The organism is Qipengyuania flava (genome assembly GCF_011762005.1).
Lineage (GTDB): Bacteria > Pseudomonadota > Alphaproteobacteria > Sphingomonadales > Sphingomonadaceae > Qipengyuania > Qipengyuania flava.
Window position 1 is genome coordinate 96003 of record NZ_JAASQU010000003.1, and the last position, 16760, is coordinate 112762.

At 60.4% G+C, this 16760-nt stretch carries 12 protein-coding genes, 1 tRNA gene and 1 pseudogene; 3 read left to right on the top strand and 11 right to left on the bottom strand.

What is annotated here, in order from left to right:
* Positions 1-34 precede the first annotated feature (34 nt).
* From FHS69_RS10890 to FHS69_RS10900, 3 genes are read right to left on the bottom strand one after another with little or no spacing between them, the layout of a single operon-like run.
* Positions 35-1423, bottom strand: a complete 1389-nt coding sequence (locus FHS69_RS10890; RefSeq protein WP_243844642.1) for an efflux transporter outer membrane subunit — start codon at positions 1421-1423, stop codon at positions 35-37.
* The gene (locus tag FHS69_RS10895) at positions 1420-4524 is read right to left on the bottom strand and encodes an efflux RND transporter permease subunit (protein WP_166777726.1); all 3105 of its coding nucleotides are present in this window, start codon (positions 4522-4524) and stop codon (positions 1420-1422) included. Before FHS69_RS10895 ends, FHS69_RS10890 begins: the two co-directional genes overlap by 4 nt.
* Positions 4514-5605 (bottom strand): efflux RND transporter periplasmic adaptor subunit, encoded by a 1092-nt coding sequence (locus FHS69_RS10900; protein WP_166777727.1) that lies wholly within the window; start codon positions 5603-5605, stop codon positions 4514-4516. The genes FHS69_RS10895 and FHS69_RS10900 overlap by 11 nt, the downstream gene beginning before the upstream one ends.
* 316 nt (positions 5606-5921) lie before the next feature.
* Here FHS69_RS10900 and FHS69_RS10905 point away from each other — a divergent pair, with 316 nt between their 5' ends.
* Positions 5922-6542, top strand: a complete 621-nt coding sequence (locus FHS69_RS10905; RefSeq protein ID WP_166777728.1) for a DUF305 domain-containing protein — start codon at positions 5922-5924, stop codon at positions 6540-6542.
* Here FHS69_RS10905 and FHS69_RS10910 read toward each other — a convergent pair whose 3' ends face one another.
* The 3 genes from FHS69_RS10910 to FHS69_RS10920 all read right to left on the bottom strand — a co-directional run bounded on the left by FHS69_RS10910 (position 6543) and on the right by FHS69_RS10920 (position 8117).
* A complete protein-coding gene (locus tag FHS69_RS10910; RefSeq protein ID WP_208380325.1) occupies positions 6543-7304 on the bottom strand; it encodes a glutaredoxin family protein in 762 nt (253 codons plus the stop codon).
* Entirely contained in the window at positions 7304-7780 is a 477-nt protein-coding gene (locus FHS69_RS10915) for a DUF411 domain-containing protein (RefSeq protein ID WP_166777729.1), read from the bottom strand. Before FHS69_RS10915 ends, FHS69_RS10910 begins: the two co-directional genes overlap by 1 nt.
* A 64-nt stretch (positions 7781-7844) precedes the next feature.
* Positions 7845-8117: a metal-sensitive transcriptional regulator gene (locus FHS69_RS10920; RefSeq protein ID WP_166777730.1), complete on the bottom strand. Its 273-nt coding sequence runs from the start codon at positions 8115-8117 to the stop codon at positions 7845-7847.
* A gap of 75 nt (positions 8118-8192) precedes the next feature.
* On the opposite strand from FHS69_RS10920, the gene FHS69_RS10925 reads away from it, so the two are divergent.
* Complete coding sequence (locus FHS69_RS10925) at positions 8193-9893, top strand: copper resistance system multicopper oxidase (RefSeq protein WP_166777731.1); 1701 nt, start codon at positions 8193-8195, stop codon at positions 9891-9893.
* Positions 9890-10891 carry a copper resistance protein B gene (locus FHS69_RS10930; RefSeq protein ID WP_166777732.1) on the top strand — a complete coding sequence of 334 codons (1002 nt, stop codon included), beginning with the start codon at positions 9890-9892 and terminating at the stop codon, positions 10889-10891. The genes FHS69_RS10925 and FHS69_RS10930 overlap by 4 nt, the downstream gene beginning before the upstream one ends.
* 161 nt (positions 10892-11052) lie before the next feature.
* Here FHS69_RS10930 and FHS69_RS10935 read toward each other — a convergent pair.
* The 5 genes and pseudogenes from FHS69_RS10935 to FHS69_RS10950 all read right to left on the bottom strand — a co-directional run bounded on the left by FHS69_RS10935 (position 11053) and on the right by FHS69_RS10950 (position 16707).
* Positions 11053-11128 (bottom strand) — tRNA-Thr (locus tag FHS69_RS10935).
* Between the two features lie 265 nt (positions 11129-11393).
* Positions 11394-12719 carry a hypothetical protein gene (locus FHS69_RS10940; RefSeq protein ID WP_166777733.1) on the bottom strand — a complete coding sequence of 442 codons (1326 nt, stop codon included), beginning with the start codon at positions 12717-12719 and terminating at the stop codon, positions 11394-11396.
* A gap of 207 nt (positions 12720-12926) precedes the next feature.
* Positions 12927-13388 (bottom strand): annotated as a pseudogene (locus FHS69_RS13975) (TniQ family protein); the annotation flags it as partial.
* Positions 13331-14362 carry a TniB family NTP-binding protein gene (locus FHS69_RS10945; RefSeq protein ID WP_166777734.1) on the bottom strand — a complete coding sequence of 344 codons (1032 nt, stop codon included), beginning with the start codon at positions 14360-14362 and terminating at the stop codon, positions 13331-13333. The pseudogene FHS69_RS13975 and the gene FHS69_RS10945, both read right to left, overlap by 58 nt.
* Positions 14359-16707 carry a DDE-type integrase/transposase/recombinase gene (locus FHS69_RS10950; RefSeq protein WP_166777735.1) on the bottom strand — a complete coding sequence of 783 codons (2349 nt, stop codon included), beginning with the start codon at positions 16705-16707 and terminating at the stop codon, positions 14359-14361. Before FHS69_RS10950 ends, FHS69_RS10945 begins: the two co-directional genes overlap by 4 nt.
* Positions 16708-16760 lie beyond the last annotated feature (53 nt).

The following is a 16760-nucleotide window of genomic DNA, read 5'->3' on the forward strand; positions in this document are numbered from 1 at the left end:
GCCCGGCTCCGGAGGGCGCAACCGACCGCACGGTTTACATGGGTATGGGCCCGGACATCTCACCTCCGTCCGCGGACGCGGCGGCAGAATGCAGCGCAATAAATGCGATCGCCAGATCGGCCCGGTTGTCGAGCAATGATTGACGACTGGCGATAAGCTGGCGCTGCGCGTCGAGTACGTCGAACAGCGAGGCGAGCCCTTCGCGGTACAGCGCGTTGGACTGGCTAAGCGCGGTTTCGCTTTGCTCGGTCGCTTCGGCAAGTGCCTCGGAACGCTGGCGGTAGGCGGAGATCGCGACCAGCGCGTTTTCGGCCTCTGCCAAAGCCAACAGGAAGGCCTGCCTGTATTCGGCCTGGCTGGCCTCGAGCTCGGCACGTGCGGCTTCAGCTTCCGCGCGACGTCGCCCGCCGTCGAACAGCGGCAGGTCCAGCGCGGCACCGAGCGTGGCGAGGAAGCTGGAGAACAGCCCATCGAGCGAACCGTCGCCGATCAGGATCGAGCCTGGCACCACCAGCGAGGGCCGCAGATCTGCCTGTTCGATGCCGACCTGCGCTGCGGCGGCGGCAAGCCGGGCCTCCGCTGCAAGCACGTCGCCGCGCCGCCGCAAGAGATTGGCTGGCCCTCCGATCGCCGGCCCCGCGCCGTAGTGGGGTATTGCCGATTCATTTTCCACGGTTGCGGGAATGGAGAGTGTGCCGGGCGTTTCTCCGAGCAGAACTGCAAGCGCATGCTTCGATTCTGCCCGGGCAACTTCGATCAGGCCGAGCCGCGCCCGCGTCTGCGCCAGATCGGCGGCCGCACGGCGCACGTCGAGATTGGCCGAAAGCCCCGCCTCGAACCTCAGAGTGACGATCCGGAGGGTCTGTCGTTGGAGCTCGGTCGATTCCTCGAGCAGTGCGAGCTGCGCTCCGGTCCGGCGATATTCGACATATTGCGCGGCGATCGCCGCCGCGACCAGACGGCGCTGGTCAGAGCGCAAGTAGTCAGCCTCGGCATAGCGCGCAGCGGCAAGGCGAACCTCAGCACCGGGGCGCCCGGACAAGTCAAGGTCGAACCTGCCAAGCAGACCGCCACCCGCTGTCCCACGCGTCCCATCGTTATCGCGTTCGACGCCGATTTGCGCAGAACCGTCGATGGTCGGAAGGCGGTCGCCCTGCTCGGCTCGCAGCAGCGCCGCGGCCGCAAGCACCCGGTCGCTTGCAGCGCTGATCTCGAGATTGGCGGAAAGACCGCGCGCGATCAGCGTGTCGAGCACCGGATCGGAGAAAGCCTGCCACCAGGCCTCGTCGAGGCCCGCCGCGGGCAGGTCAGCGGCATATGTGACCGGCGCGGCAATCGCGGCATCGGGCATCTCGACCGCAGTAGTCGCGCAGCCAGCCAACAGCATCGCACATGCCGGAAAGGCGATCCTCGCAACCGTCATGCCAGCGCCATCGTCGTGTCTTCGTCGACGTCCTCGATCTCTTCCTGCAGCCTTGCCAAGTCGACGCTGCGCGGTTGTCCGAAGCGTGCGACCCCGAGATATATCACCGGGGTTAGGAACAGGGTGAACACTCCTGCAATGCCTAGTCCGCCGAGAATGACCCAGCCGATCGACTGCCGCGCCTCGGCCCCGGCGCCCGATGCCAGGATCAGCGGCACCGCGCCGATCACGGTCGAGATCAATGTCATGCCGATCGGACGGAGGCGGATCGCCGCGGCTTCCTCGGCCGCTTGGCGCACGCTGCGCCCCTGGTGCCGCAGCTGATCGGCGAACTCGACGATCAGGATACCGTTCTTCGCCATCAGCCCGATCAGCATGACGAGACCGATCTGCGAGTAGATATTGAGCGAGACGCCGGAAAGGAACAGCGCGAGAATTGCAGCGGCAAGCGCGAAGGGCACGGTCAAGAGCACCACCAGCGCGCTGGTCAGGCTTTCGAATTGCGCGACCAGAACGAGGAAAACGATCACAAGCGCGAACAGATAGGTCATCAACACGTCGTTCGAGGTTTCCTCCAGGCTCTCCGCTTCGCCCTGCAGCAGTATGTCGATATCATCGGCCACGGACTCGGCGGCGAGACGTTCGATCTCGTCGATCGCCTCCTGCAGCGGCACTCCTTCGGCGATGTTGGCTTCCAGCTCGATCGCCCGGCGCTGTTCGGTGCGGTCAAGTTCCGCCGCGACACCCTGTTCGACGATCCGGGTGATGCTCGACAAAGGCACCAAGCCACCATTTTCCGTCCGGACGTAGAGATTGCGCAGGTCCGAGGGGTTGGTCACCGCGACCGCTTCGGAGGTCAGGAAAATCGGCACTGCCTGATCGCCGACGTTGAGATCGACGATGTCGTCGCCCCCGATCATCGCGCGCAAGGATTGGGCAACATCGTCGAGATCGACCCCGAGGTCCGACGCGCGCTGGCGATCGATCTGCACCGAGAGCTGCGGCTGGGTCGGCTGGTAGGAGATATCGGGATTGGAGAGGATTTGCGAACCGGTATCGATCGCCTCGCTGAGCGCGAGCGCCGACTGGAAAATGTTGTCGTACTCACCGCCGGTCAGCGCGACCTCGATATTGCCGCCGCCCCCGCCACCGAAGCTCAACGTGCCACGTCCGCGGGCATTGGTCCGCGAGCCGGGAATATCGCGAAGCGGGTCGTTCAGTGCCTCGACGATCGCTGTCTGGCTGCGATCGCGCTCGCTCCAGTCGGCAAGCTGCGCGGTGACGCGGACGCGATTGGGATCGTAACGACCGACGATCGAAAAGGTGCTCTGGATCTCTCCGCTCTCGAGATAGGGCTGGAGCACGACCTCGATCTCGTCGAGCTCGCGATCCATGAAATCGAGCCCAACGCCGTCCGGACCGGTCGCATCGACTTCGATCACGCCGCGATCCTCGTCCGGGACCAGTTCGGCATCTAGCTGGAGATAAAGCAGGCCCGTGAGCCCCGCGATGGCGACCGCGCTTGCGACCACGATCCGGCCATGGTCGAGGCACCGCCGCAGCAACGCCGTGTAGCGCTCGCGCACATTCGCCCCGAACCGCGTCAGTCGATCCGGCCCATCGTTACCACTGCGAAGGTCGAACTTGGCTGCCAGTGCCGGGACCAGCGATAGCGCGACGAAGGACGAGATCAGCACCGCAACCGACAGGACGAAGCCGAATTCGCGGAACAGCCGCCCCGCCTGCGAGGGCAGGAAACTGATCGGCAGGAACACCGACACCAGCACCGCGGTCGTCGCGATCACGGCGAAGAACACCTGCCGCGTGCCGACCACTGCCGCAGCTCGCCGTCCAAGCCCCTTGTTCTGGAGCCGCTGCGTATTCTCGAGCACGACGATCGCATCGTCGACGATGAGACCGGTGGCGAGCACCAGCGCGAGCAACGTCAGCAGATTGATCGAGAACCCCATCAGCCAGATCCCGGCGAGCACGCCGATCAGTGCGACCGGGATCGTGGTGCTCGGGATCATTGTCGGGCGCCACGCGCGAAAGAACAGCAGCATCGTTCCGACCACCACGAGGATGGTGAAGGCCAGCGTGATCAGCACTTCGCGGACCGAGACCTCGATGAAGTCGGCATCGTCCGAGACGACGCTGATATCGAGATCCTGGTACCGTGCCGCGACCCGATCGACCGACGCGCGGATCGCATTGGAAATCTGGATCGTGTTCGAGCTCGCCTGGCGAACGACGCCGAGCCCTACGATGGGGCGCCCGTCGAGCCGGACGAAATTGGTCGCGTCGGCGGGAGCCAGCGTCACTTCGGCGACATCGCCGACCCGGGTCGTCCCTGTGACGATGACTTCGCGGATGAGATCGGGATCGGTCGCGCTGGCATCCGCGCGGACCACCAATTCCTGCGATTCCGAACGGAACGATCCGACCGGCACGTCATAGGGCGCGCCTTCGAGCGCCGTGGCGACATCGCTCATGGTCAGTCCGAACCGGTTGAGCCGCGCGGGATCGACCGACACACGCATCTGCAAGGCACGCGTGCCGAACTGGTCTATGCTCGCGACCCCTTCGGCGGTCAGCAATTCGGGAATGACGTCGTTCTCGACGACCCGCGTCAGTTCGGCCTCGCCATAGCGGTCGCTCGACACCGCGAGGATCATGATCGGTTGGGCGTCGGCGTCGGCCTTGATGATGTTGACCTGTTCGACGCGGTCGGGAAGGTCGCGCGTTACGCGGCTGACGGCTTCGCGGACATCCGAAGCCGCGGTGTCGAGATCGACCCCTGGATTGAATTCGGCACGAATCCGGGTGTTGTTCTCCTCGCTCGAAGAATTGATCTGCCGCACCCCGGTAACGCGCGCAACCGCATCTTCGAGGACGCTCGTCACTTCGCTGTCCATGGTTTCGGGCGCAGCCCCCGGGAGCGAGGCGGTGACCGAGACGATCGGGCGATCGACATTAGGCAGTTCGCGAACTTCGATGCCGGCGAACGCGGCAAGACCGGCGATCACGATCAGGAGGTTGAGCACCCCGACCAGCAGCGGCCGCTTGACTGCAAGCATCGGCAGATCGGACTTATCCGCCATCGTTGTCGTCGCCGGCTTCGGCGGTCTCTCGCAATTCGACATCGGCCTTGGGCGCAACGACCGGACGTACCAGCCGGATCGCCTGTCCGTCGCGGATCTTCTGCACGCCTTCGACGATCACCCGGTCGCCAGCTTTCAGCGCCCCGTCGACCAATGCCAGGCCATCACGACGCGAAGTGATCGTAACCGGCATTCGCGCCGCCTCGCCCTCGCGCACGACAAACAGGTGAGAGCCCTCCCCGCCCCATACGATCGCCTCTTCGGCGACCGCCGCACGCGTGACGTCGTCGCGGGTAAAGGTCACCCGGAAACTCATGCCGGGACGGAAACGATCGCCCGAGTTTGCGATTGCCGCGCGAACGATGAAATTGCGGCTGTCGCTGGCGACGCGGGAATCGGTCGACACGATGCGCGCGTCGATCGGATTGTCCGGATCGGAAAAGGCCGCCACCTGCACGACCTGCCCTTCGCGCAGCGTCGTGAACACTTCCTCGGGGGCGGGAAAGTCAATGTAGAGCCGGCTGCGCTGGTCGATTTGCGCGATCGGGGTAGCGTCGCTCACGCGGTCGCCGGGATCGATATCGGTCAGACCGATATGGCCGGAGAACGGGGCCCGGATTACGCGGTCGGCGAGTTCGGCCTGCGCCTGCCGCAATGCAACCCGCGCCGAGGCGAGCGCGGTTTCGCCTGCCTCGATCTGGCTTTCGGAAATCGCGCCGGTATCCTCAATCCGACGGTAGCGACCAAGCAATTGCTCGGCTTCGAGCACCTGCACACGCGCGGCATCGACCGCGAGCCGCTCCTGCCGTTCGTCGAGTTGGAGGAGCGGCTGGCCCGAGCGGACGAAGTCGCCCGCGGAGAACATCACCCGGGTTACGCGGCCCGCGCTCTCGGGATAGATTTCCGCCGAAGTCATCGCGCGCGCCGTGCCGATTGCCTCGACCTCGGTCTGGTCGGGAAGGAACCGTACGGTTTCGGCAACCACCGGGATCGGTTCGTCGGAACGCCCCTCCTCTTCGGACGCGCAACTCGCGAGCAATACTGCGCCCAGCAAGCCGAGCGATCGTTTGATGGCAGCCATGACAAGCTGCGTAAACAAGCGCGCCAGCTATCGAAAGCCCATTCGTTCGAAGAAATTCAGCTTACAGTGTTCGCAACAAGGCGCGTTTCGCGAATGACAGTCGAACGGCCACGCAGGATATCAAGCGCAGCTCCAGACCCCGCCCCCCTTTAACGACGCAATTCAACGGCAGCTATTGGACCGTTAGCGGCCAATCCGATTTTGCGCGGAAGATCTTGAAGCACCAGACATTGCCTACACGACCCAAGCGTGGCGCGGCTGCTCTTCTCGGAACCGCATACCCCCGGGGGGTGTAGATCCGAGAGAGGAGGCGCAAATGGCAAACGAAAATTCGACCCCAACCGAACAGACTCACCAGAGCAAATGGCCGACTTTCGCGGCAATGATCGCGACATCGATCGTCACGATGTTCGTGCTCAAATATTCGAACGTCTACGAGGCGGGGCACATCTGGTTCAGCCAGACCCGCATGTGGATGGCGCTGATGATGGGGATGGCGATGATCGTCATCATGTTGGGCTTCATGTGGGGAATGTATCGCACCTTCATGACCAAGGTCATGGTCATGATCGGCGCGCTGATCGGCTTCGCGCTGTTTTTGATTCTTGCTCGCAGCCAGGCGACGGTAGACGACCAAGCCTACATGAAGGCGATGATCCCGCACCACTCGATCGCGGTACTGACCAGCCGCCGCGCGCAGATTTCGGACCCGCGCGTGCGCGAACTGGCCGATGCCATCATAGAGGCGCAGGTGAAGGAAATCGCGCAAATGGAGCTGTTGCTCGAAGACATCGAGACGAATGGCGAGATGGGCGGCGGGACGCCCCTGCCACCACGCACCGCCGCTCTCACTCCCGAGCTGCAAGCCGAAGCAGAGGCCGCTGTCGGTCGCGAAGTGACGCCAGAAATGCGCGAGGAGCTCGACTCCTCGCGCTGATCAATTCGCTATCCAGCCGAGCGCCTTGGCCCCCATCCACAGGCCCATGCCGATCATGAATAGGTTCTCGGTCAGCGAGACAAAGCCCAGCGGCACGTTGCTGTTGCCACCCACGCAGGCGCACTTGAGTTCGCGCTTGTCCATATAGACGGCCTTGAATACGCTGACCGCGCCGACCGTGCCGATGAACAGCGAGACCGGCACCGAAATGATCGGCAGGGCATGGGCGACCATCAGGACCCCAGCGAGTCCCTCGCCGAACGGATAGACAAAGCCGTAGGGCACCCAGCGCCGTGCCAGCAGATCGTAGTTCAGGAACATCGTCGAGAAACTGCGCACATCCTGCAATTTCTGGATCGCCAGCAAGGCCATCGAGAGGCTGACGAACCACTCGATCGCCTGAACGGTGAAGATGGTATCGAAGACATACCAGCTGATCGCCAGACCGAGCAGAAAAGCTACGCCGAAGATCGCGATGACCGGCTGATAGCTCGTCTCGCCCTCTTTCGGCTGACTGCGCGATTTCCCGAAGTGCTCGCGAAGGTCGTCGTAGCCGCCGATCCGCTTGCCATCGATAAAGGTCTGCGGCGTGGTTTCGACGCCGTGTTTCTTTTTGAAGGCGTCGGTCTCCTCGCGCGTGGTCAGGTGACGATCCTCGACCTCGAAGCCTTCGCGCTTCAACAGGTCCACGGTCTTCAGGCCATAAGGGCAGAGATGTTCGGGCATAACCATCCGGTAGACGGTGGCTTTCTTCGTGCTCATCAGTGGCTCGCGGGGTAGCTGGCCCAGACGCTGCGGCCTTCGGGCCCAAAGGCGATGACCTGGAACGCCTGCCGGTGGTTGCCGTGCTCCATTCCCGGCGAACCCATCGGCATCCCGGCGACAGCGAGACCCTTCACGCCTGCCGGACGTTCGACAAGCAGCCGCTCGACATCGGCGACGGGCACATGGCCTTCGATCACATAGCCTTCGACGATCGCGGTGTGACACGACTGCAGATCGCCGGGCACACCGTTCTCGGCCTTCACCGACGCCATATCGGGATGATCGATCGCTTTCACCTCATGTCCGTCGCTTCCTTCGATATGGTCCGCCCAAGCGAGGCAACAGCCGCAATTCGCATCGCGATACATGGTGAAGCTGGCGGCCTGCGCGGCGCAGGCCGCCAGCGTTGTGCTCAAACAGAGCGAGCCGGCGAGGCTGCGGCGAGCAATAGCGGAACGAAGCAGTAAAAGCATTGCAGTCTCCTACATGGAATGAAGTTCTGATCGCGGGAGGTCAGCAGCACGAGCGAAGCGCGTTCTACCGCTTCGCCTTCTCGAACAGCGTCACCAGTTCCTCGAACTTCTCGCGCTGTTCGGCTTCGTCGCCGCTGGCGATGGCTTCGGCGACGCAACAGGCGGCGTGATCCTTCAGCACCTGCGTCTCGACCTTGCCGAGCGCGGATCGGATCGCCTCGATTTGATGGAGGATGTCGATGCAGTAGCGATCGTTCTCGATCATCTGCGCCACACCGCGCACCTGCCCTTCGATCCGGTTGAGCCGATTGATTCTCGCGGTCTTCGCGTCTGCCATGGTCCAGAGTCCGATTGAAATACCCTATGGGGGTATATATAGCTTGGCGCAGAAGTTCAATCGGAAGCTTGCCCCATGGTCTCTTTCTCCCGCCGAAATCTGATCCGTAGCACTGCCGCGCTTGCCGCCGCCAGCGCGCTCCCCATGCCGGCTTGGGCGCGAGGACAATCGCTTACCCATGCGAAGAATGGCTTCGGCGAAGTATCGGGCGAAGACATCAGGCTGGCGATCGCCAACCATCACTTCACGACGGGATCGCGCTCGGGTCATGCAGTGGCGGTGAACGGCACCGTGCCCGGCCCGCTGGTGCGACTGCGCGAGGGGCAGACCGCGCGGTTGCAGGTCACCAACAATCTCGACGAAGACAGCTCGATCCACTGGCACGGCCTTTTGCTACCGTTCCAGTTCGACGGAGTGCCCGGCGTCAGCTTCCCCGGCATCAAGCCGGGCGAGACGTTCACCTACGAGTTCCCGGTGCGGCAGAATGGCACCTATTGGTGGCACTCGCACTCCGGCTTGCAGGAGCAGGCAGGGCATTACGGCCCGATCATCATCGATAGTGCCGATCCCGACCCGCGCTACGACCGCGACTACGTCGTGCTGTTATCCGAGTTCACCCCGATGCACCCCCACGAGATCATGCGGAAGCTGAAGGTGGGCGAGCACTACTTCCAGCGCGACATGCTGACTGCGACCGAGGGCGATATGTCGGGCGAGATGCGTCGCATGTGGGGCAAGATGCGGATGAACCCGCGTGACATCTCCGACGTGACGGGCAGCACCTACACCTTCCTCATCAACGGTCACGGTCCGCAGGACGACCTCCAGCTGGCTTTTCAGCCGGGGGAGCGCGTGCGCCTTCGCGTCATCAACGGTTCGGCGATGACCTTCTTCAACGTGCGCATCCCCGGCGTTCCGATGATGGTCATCCAGGCCGACGGGCAAGATGTGGATGAAGTCCAGGTGGACGAGTTCCAGATCGGCGTGGCGGAGACCTACGACGTGATCGTCAGTCCGCCCAATGGCAGCCACGCGATCGTTGCCGAAGCGATGGATCGCAGCGGGATGGGTGTTGCCAGCCTGACGAGCCACAAGGGCCACCGTGCCACTCCACCGCCGTTGCGCGAAATCCCGACGCTGACGATGGTCGATATGGGCATGATGGAGCATTCCGGCATGGCCGGGAAAGATAGCATGGGCGGCATGGACCACTCGATGCGCGACAAGTCGCTCGTGCCAGGCGATGTCGAGGTTGGCCCTGGCGTGGACATGATCGGGCCGAGCCCGATGGACCGGATGGATTTTCCGGGTCTCGGCCTCGACAAGGTCGGCCACCGCGTGCTGCGCTACACCGACCTCCAGGCCAAGCGGATGAACCCGCACCGCAGCGTGGACCGGGAGATGGAGATCCACCTTACCGGCAATATGGAACGGTATATGTGGTCGTTCGACGGCAAGAAGTTTACCGCCGTCACCGACGATCCGATCCGGTTCGGCTATGACGAACGCGTGCGCGTCAAGCTGGTGAATCAGACCATGATGGCGCACCCGATCCACCTGCACGGCCATTTCTTCGAGCTGGTCAATGGCGCGGACCATATGCACCAGCCGCTGAAACATACGGTGATCGTGCAGCCGGGCGGCACTGCGACCTTCGATCTCACCGCGAACGAGCCCGGCGACTGGGCCTTCCACTGCCACCTGCTCTACCACATGCACGCAGGCATGATGCAGGTGGTGACGGTGCGACCCTTCCCCGAAGGAGGCGCAGCATGATCCGCGTCGCCTTGCTTGCCGGATCGATGCTGGCTGCCAGTCCACTCGCCGCGCAGGATCATTCGGCCCATGGCGAAAAGCCTGCCTCGCAGCCGGAAATGGACCATTGTGCGATGGGCCACCTTCCGCCGGAGCAATGCCCCCCGAAGGATCGCCAAGAGGCAGATAAGCCTACGGCCGGCGACATGGAGGGCATGAATCATGCCTCGCACGGAAAGATGACCGACAAGTCCGCGCTCGGTGCAGCACTCGAGGAGGACATCCCTGCGCGAGCGTTCGACGGGCCTCGCCATGCTGCAGATGCCATCTGGGGGACTGTTGCGATGGAGTCGTCGCGCCAGCAGATCGTCCGCGAGAACGGCGGCATGACCACCGGCATGATCCTTGTGGAGCGCCTAGAAGCACGCATTCCAACCGATGGTGGCGAAGATGGCTACCTGTGGGACGCACAAGGTTGGTATGGCGGGGACATCAACTGCTTCGTCCTCAAGACCGAGGGCGAGGGAAAATTAGGCGGTGCGCTGGAAGACGCCGAGATACAGGCACTCTACAGCCGCGCTATCGGTCCGTTCTTCGATTTGCAGGCCGGCGTGCGGTTCGATCCCGAACCCGATGGCCGAACGCATCTCGTTGTCGGGGTCCAAGGGCTCGCACCGTATATGTTCCATGTGGACGGCGCGCTGTTCCTGTCCGGCCGAGGCGACCTGACCGCGCGGATCAAGGCCGAATACGATCAGAAGATCACCCAGCGTCTGATCCTCCAGCCGCGCATTGAAGCCGAGTTCGCGGCGCAGAACATACCGGAGCGCGAGATCGGCGCAGGCATCACCAGAGTCGAGCCGGGGCTACGACTGCGCTACGAGATCATGCCGGAATTCGCACCTTACATAGGCATCGAATACGAGGCCGAGGTCACCGAGACCGCCGATATTGCCCGCGCGAATGGAGAAGACCCTGATGGGCTAAAGGCCGTTATTGGGCTGCGTGCTTGGTTCTAGTCCGATTGGCGCGCGACCGCTTTCGGGCAATAGCGCACAACCTGTGAACGGCGACACTTAGGGCGCGAAGCTGACATGGGAGCGCTCTGCTCGTCGGAAAGTTCGCAGCAGTCAGGAGTGGGGTGGCCACGAAATGGCGGTTTTCTGGGGTTTATGAAAAGTGGTGCCGCTTACGTGACTCGAACACGTGACCCCATCATTACGAATGATGTGCTCTACCAACTGAGCTAAAGCGGCACTTCGCAACCGAATGCGAGATGTCCATTCTGAGCAAAACCTGCTCAGCTAGACCGCAGGAATCGGATGTCTTTGGATATCCTGTTGGCGGGCCGTTTGCACATAAGCCTGCTCAATCGCAACCCGTTTTGTGCATTGTTTTGCTCAAATATGCCCAGACATCCGCCGCTCGCAAGCCAAAGAGGGTTTTGCAAGACATGCAACTGTTCGGTCTATCATCGGGAAGATAGAGGATAGCCTTGTGAAATTGGGCAAGCGAGCCGAGTTAGATCGCGAAAATCTCACTTATGAATTTTCGGTCGTAAAACTTCCACGACAGAGGCACAGCCTGGGCCTCTGTTAAACGACGTGTAACCTTCCGCGGCTGACTGTCAGTAAGTCTTGCTATCTCGTAGGTATGGAGTGCTTTCGATCGGAAAGCTTCAACAGCGTGTCGATCATACAGCCTCGGCATCTTGCCTGAATGCGACAGAAACAGCAGGTGTTGGCCATCCTTCTCAAGCAAATTGAAACATTCGCAAACGTCCCTTTGAACCATGGTCTCACAGAAGACTTTCTCAGGAAAATCGGACCTTTCGAAGGTAAGAGTCCCGAGTTTCTCTGTATCATTGCGGTTGATGATTAAACGATCCATGCGGAACGGTTTCGTCTGCCCTAGAGCGAACGGAATCTCATCACCCAGCAAGCGGGAAATTGCGGGGCCCCAGCTCTTCGGCCGCAGATGAGTATGTCGGAGTGCGTCTGCGAGCGTGATGCCCTCATCGATACTTTCGCGTGCGAGCTCCACCAACTTGCCAATCAATTTATCGACCGAAGCGCGTGTAAAGTGTGGGCCTTCGTTCTGGAGGTGGGGAGCGTCGGGCGGTAAGGCTCCCATGGCTGCTAGTTGCTCTACGCCAAAGAGAGAGATGCCGAATTCAAAAGCCAGAGAGCTTGCCGAGATCCGGTTCTTCCAGCCCTCAGCTAAGATCAAAACCTCGTGTCGATCAAATGCAGGTAAAGTTCGCTTTCCGTGTTGACGTTCGCGATGCGTCAACAACCCGGCCTCTCGCGCTGCTAAGAGCGTGTCTGGATCCAAGCGAGCGAGTTCACTTGCCGGCCTCAAACCGATGGGTAGCAGGGCTTTTGCTTCGGCATTTGAAGCACGCGTAGCTGCCTCTCGCAGCCTCCTATTTTCCTTTTGCTCTTTCGTTCTGGTTGCCCTTCTGGACGAAGTGCTGTCGCCGGGTTTACCCGCCGCGGAGAGTCCCCTCCGTCGTCTTTCTCGCTTCTCTTTCAGCTGAAGCTTTAGCTCGACGAGTGAAGTATCGGCTTTCGTTCCTAACGCCAGATACGCATGTTTACGCGCGCCTACTGCAGACTCAGTTGCGCTGGGATCAATCCATTCACTGTGAAAGCCGTTTGGCCAATCGCGAAGTGCGATGCAGCCTGCCCTCAAGCGCGTCACACCATACGCAAATTCCGGAGGTAGCCCTGAGATGAGGTGCCCTCTTGCGATTTGCGAAAGTTGGATAATGGTCTCGAGGATCCTTCCAATACAGACGGCTCGAATTTGCGTTGGTAGCGCCGAGAGATCGCGAACCTCACCCAACGCGGGAGCAAGCATATCTCTTAGCAATCCTAGTCCCTCGCGTTCCGCGTGAGGAATAACGTGGGAAGTCAATCGAGCTAAAGGCTCGCCACATCGGTCGCATTCATCGACCCGCGTGAGGGTGCGGGTCCAACGCTGCTGAGTTGGCTCCTCGAAAGGACAGGGGCAAGTATCTTGCAACATCTCCCAGCTCGCCAAGCAGAATGGTAAGTCGCGCAGTTCCCAGACAGCAAGATGCCATGCGTCTGATGCCAGCTTGCCGGGTGCGAACCGACGGCGACGGTAGTCTATGCGTTGCCTGCTAAGTGGAACACCGAAAAACTCCCCGTGGCTGAGGGCAAGTTCGGGATAGAAACGAGAGCGCACTTCACTTTCTTGCGCGCCTGTCGCCGAAGCGAGTGCCGGGAGATCAATGTGAGGACTTTCCGATATGTTCACCACATTGCGATTGCGGAGTCCGAGATGCCTCAGCAGGCCCCAAGAGTTGGGAAGCCAGTTTGCAGAGCACGACCGGGCAACGAACCCCCTAAGGGATTCCCCTGGTAAAGGGCTGAGCGGCGTGCTGAGGGTTCTTATCGTGGGGTCGCTCAAGCAAGCTATCCGAGGATTTGTCATCCCAGAAGAACACTCAAGGGGTTCTCGGTGGCGAAGCCGTGCTCGATAGACCATCGATCGACGGCCTCGGCAACGTCCTCTAAATCTATGCTATCCCGACCGTCGTTGGCCGCCAACGGAATTGCGGTAAGCATGATCCGCATAATCCTGCCGATCACCCCCCCGCATATGGCATTGAGCGCTTCAGCTACATCATAATCAGCTATGCCGACGAGTTCCTTGCTAATGCCCTTCCGGACTATTTCTTGGTCGAGCGAAGCGAGAAATTCGGTCCAAAGTCCCCTCTCGTCTTCCATTGCCCAGTCGAGCGAGCCGAGCCGACACGGCGCCATTAACCGCCCGGCAAGCTCTTTATCGGCTCCTATAATGGGCACGGCCTCATCTGTGCCGAGCAGAACGATGGGCACCTCCCCCATATCTAGCATGAGCTTTAATTCGGCAGTTATGTCACCGCTGAAGCCGGAACGGCCCGGATGATGCGCCTCGTCCAGGATGAGCAGCTGAACTCCCTTCTCGCGCAAAGCCCTCATGGTCCGCAGACGTAACGTCGTTTCTGTTCCAGCCATGGCAAATCCATCGCCAAGCGCCGACATGATTGAAACGTATAGCTGTTTGGCGGTGCCCTTCGTGCTGAGACTGGCCAACAGCACCGGTATGGTGCCAGTTGCAGCAGTGGCCTGCTTCAGTAGGGCGTGTTGCCTAGCAGAGGTTGTTTTTCCCGTTCCGGTTTCGAAAAACACCCGCATGCCCAGTTGCGGCTGCCCCCTGGTTTCAAGGCCCAGTCGCAGCATGTTTTCGAAAGCCCACATACATTCGAGCATGCGGGGATAAGGCAGCACGATCCGCTGCAACGCGGCTTGCTTTTTAACCACCGTTTCCACGGAGGCGCGGACATTCGACAGTTTGCCGAATGCGTCTGAAATTGTGGGGCTGATGCTGCTCTTTTCTTTTTCTTCAGGGAGATCGGGGCGAGTGCTTGAACTAAGCTGAGGGCGGTGCTCGGGCGGGATGCCTTTCTCTGGAATCATACGATGTCCTTCCACGTAAGGCCGGCATAGCGACGGCGTTTCGTATGCTTCGGCTTATTTTCCGAAGTCTCCTCACGTTTCTTGGCGACGGACACACGGCGTTTTTCTGACTGCCGATCGTCAGCCAGCGCCGATCTCCGCCTGCGCGGGCGCGGGCTAGCATTCAGCCCGTCCTTCCTGGGAGTTAAATCAACGTCAATCGGAGAGAGCGCGGATTCCTCGGCCTCATATTCTGCCAAGTCGCCCGAATATCGTTCCTCAGGGCTGGAGCGATCTACACTCCAATCCTCATTCCGAACCTCGATCCAATTCTGTAAGGATTTGGCCACGTGGGGCGTATCCATTGCCTTTGCGTGATCGCGAATGTTACGTTCGCTCGACCGATCGGTGACATTGGTAATTTCTCGCTGGAGAGCTGCGTGGAGGCGATCCTCTGTGTTCTTACCTAGGTGACGATCTGCGGCCTGTTTGGAGAGTTCTAGTATGCGCTCATGAAGCCATTGAGGGCGTCCAATCATGGATTGATTCACGCACCGCAGTCTGACCCATTCTCCTTGGGGAAGAGCATGAGGGTTCCAGACCAAGATCGCGCCCAGATCATCCGGGTCGTATTTGATACGGACCTTGAAGGTCATTTTCCGCTTATGACTGCGCACGAAGCGCTTCTGATCGGGTCCTCCGTGATTGCAGCGTTTGCGGATGCATCGTTCATGGTCTTCGATTAGCTTTGAAGTCTTCCCCGCTTCTGAATAGCGCTGCCCGAAAACGCGAACCCCGCTATTGTCTATCTCAACGTCCTTTTGCCCTCGCATCAAAGCACGCTTAAGGATGCTCTCATCAACAATGCCAGGGACCTTATAACGGCTTAGATGCTCTCGATGGACAAGCGATGGCTGCTTTCCATCCAGACCATCGTGCCGCGTCATGTTATAAATTATGCACGCCATATTGAGCAGTTCACGCGCCCTTTTTAGCGTGCATAAGACTTGAACATCGGGGTCATAGCCGAACCGCTGCGCAAGCTCAGTGTCGAAGCGAGAGTCTGGAAGCCTTTTAAACAGCATCTGCTGTAAAGTTCCGAGAACACGTTCTACATGCGGTTTGGCCCGGGGCCGGTGTTTCTCCGTGAATTCGTGAGAGATTGTGGCATCCAGCAGCGCATCTTCGACTTCACGGCTGTGATATCCAGTCAAATTGTCTCCGAGGAGACGAGCAACGCGATAACCCCAGGTCAACGCTTGCTTCCTTATTTTCTCCAGCTCCATCTCGGTGTGCTCTGCAGCAAGATCCGATAAGGTGATTGGAAAATATTTGGGCCGATTGGAGTGAAGCACGGTCCGCAGGACTGTATTTGTAGAAGCGTGCTCCCAACTCAGGTCCCAGCCGATGAGCAACCGCGATACGGTGTCGATCATCAGGGTGAGCGTAGCGCCGCCCAAAGGTATAGAGGTGTCGTCGTCTACTAAAAACAGGTTGGGAACAGGTGTGTCATCGATCTGCCCGAGAACTCCGATACGAGATGGTGTTTCGCTAACGCCTCCGCCTTCGTATCGTTGTCGAGCTCCCTTGGCGCTGGTCTCGATTGCATAGCTCTTCTTAGAGCGCATCGTTCTTACCAGAGAGTAGAACGCATCCTGTGACATCGGAAGATATGGTGACGTGGGCTTCTCGTAGACCACGGGCTCCCGCGTAATCGACCAGACACCACCTTCTCCGATTTCAGCGCGAAAGCGGTGCAGTGGCCGCCCATTGTTAATGTCATCTAATTCCGCCCGATATTCGCGGATGATCTGCAAAGTTGGGGCTCGGGAGGCGGCTGCTTTTGATGACCAATATGCGATGATCTCAACTGGGTGGTTGATCTTTCGCGCCTTCGGAGATCGACCCGTGCTGGATATGCCGTCGCTCGTCCGGCGGGAGCCTTCTGCTCCCCTCGTCCTCCACCAATGACGAAGGGTAGCTGGGCTACATTTCCAAGCGCCCGGGAGTCGTCCGATCTCCTTCTTTCGCAGACATTTGGCGATGAAGGCTTCGAGCTGCCTATCGCTGCGCGACTGGTTGTCATGTTGAAGAGCGTCGTCGAGCGCGCGTAGCATCTGGATGCGAAAATCGCAGACTTCATCGAGAGCTCGCGCCTGTTCACCATTCGCGTCGGTTTTCCGGCGATCTTGAGCAGCGATGTCCTGTGGTGGTGGAACCACTCTAGTAAGCATGCCTTCGGAAATCAGCTCGAGAAGCTCTTCGCATATTGGTCGGCGAGGCATTCCATCAGAACCGGTTACAAGGAGATCACCGTGTCCACTGTTTATCCGGGCACGCAGGTAAACCACGCCGTCGGGGTCCACTCGCTCAAACGCGTAGGCTACGCCATCGTCTGAAAGAAAAGGATCTCCGGGAG

Bases quoted from the DNA above. Each gene is read 5' to 3' on its own strand.
- FHS69_RS10890 (WP_243844642.1), bottom strand. From the start codon at position 1,423: ATGACGGTTGCGAGGATCGCCTTTCCGGCATGTGCGATGCTGTTGGCT.
- FHS69_RS10895 (WP_166777726.1), bottom strand. From the start codon at position 4,524: ATGGCGGATAAGTCCGATCTGCCGATGCTTGCAGTCAAGCGGCCGCTG.
- FHS69_RS10900 (WP_166777727.1), bottom strand. From the start codon at position 5,605: ATGGCTGCCATCAAACGATCGCTCGGCTTGCTGGGCGCAGTATTGCTC.
- FHS69_RS10905 (WP_166777728.1), top strand. From the start codon at position 5,922: ATGGCAAACGAAAATTCGACCCCAACCGAACAGACTCACCAGAGCAAA.
- FHS69_RS10910 (WP_208380325.1), bottom strand. From the start codon at position 7,304: ATGAGCACGAAGAAAGCCACCGTCTACCGGATGGTTATGCCCGAACAT.
- FHS69_RS10915 (WP_166777729.1), bottom strand. From the start codon at position 7,780: ATGCTTTTACTGCTTCGTTCCGCTATTGCTCGCCGCAGCCTCGCCGGC.
- FHS69_RS10920 (WP_166777730.1), bottom strand. From the start codon at position 8,117: ATGGCAGACGCGAAGACCGCGAGAATCAATCGGCTCAACCGGATCGAA.
- FHS69_RS10925 (WP_166777731.1), top strand. From the start codon at position 8,193: ATGGTCTCTTTCTCCCGCCGAAATCTGATCCGTAGCACTGCCGCGCTT.
- FHS69_RS10930 (WP_166777732.1), top strand. From the start codon at position 9,890: ATGATCCGCGTCGCCTTGCTTGCCGGATCGATGCTGGCTGCCAGTCCA.
- FHS69_RS10945 (WP_166777734.1), bottom strand. From the start codon at position 14,362: ATGATTCCAGAGAAAGGCATCCCGCCCGAGCACCGCCCTCAGCTTAGT.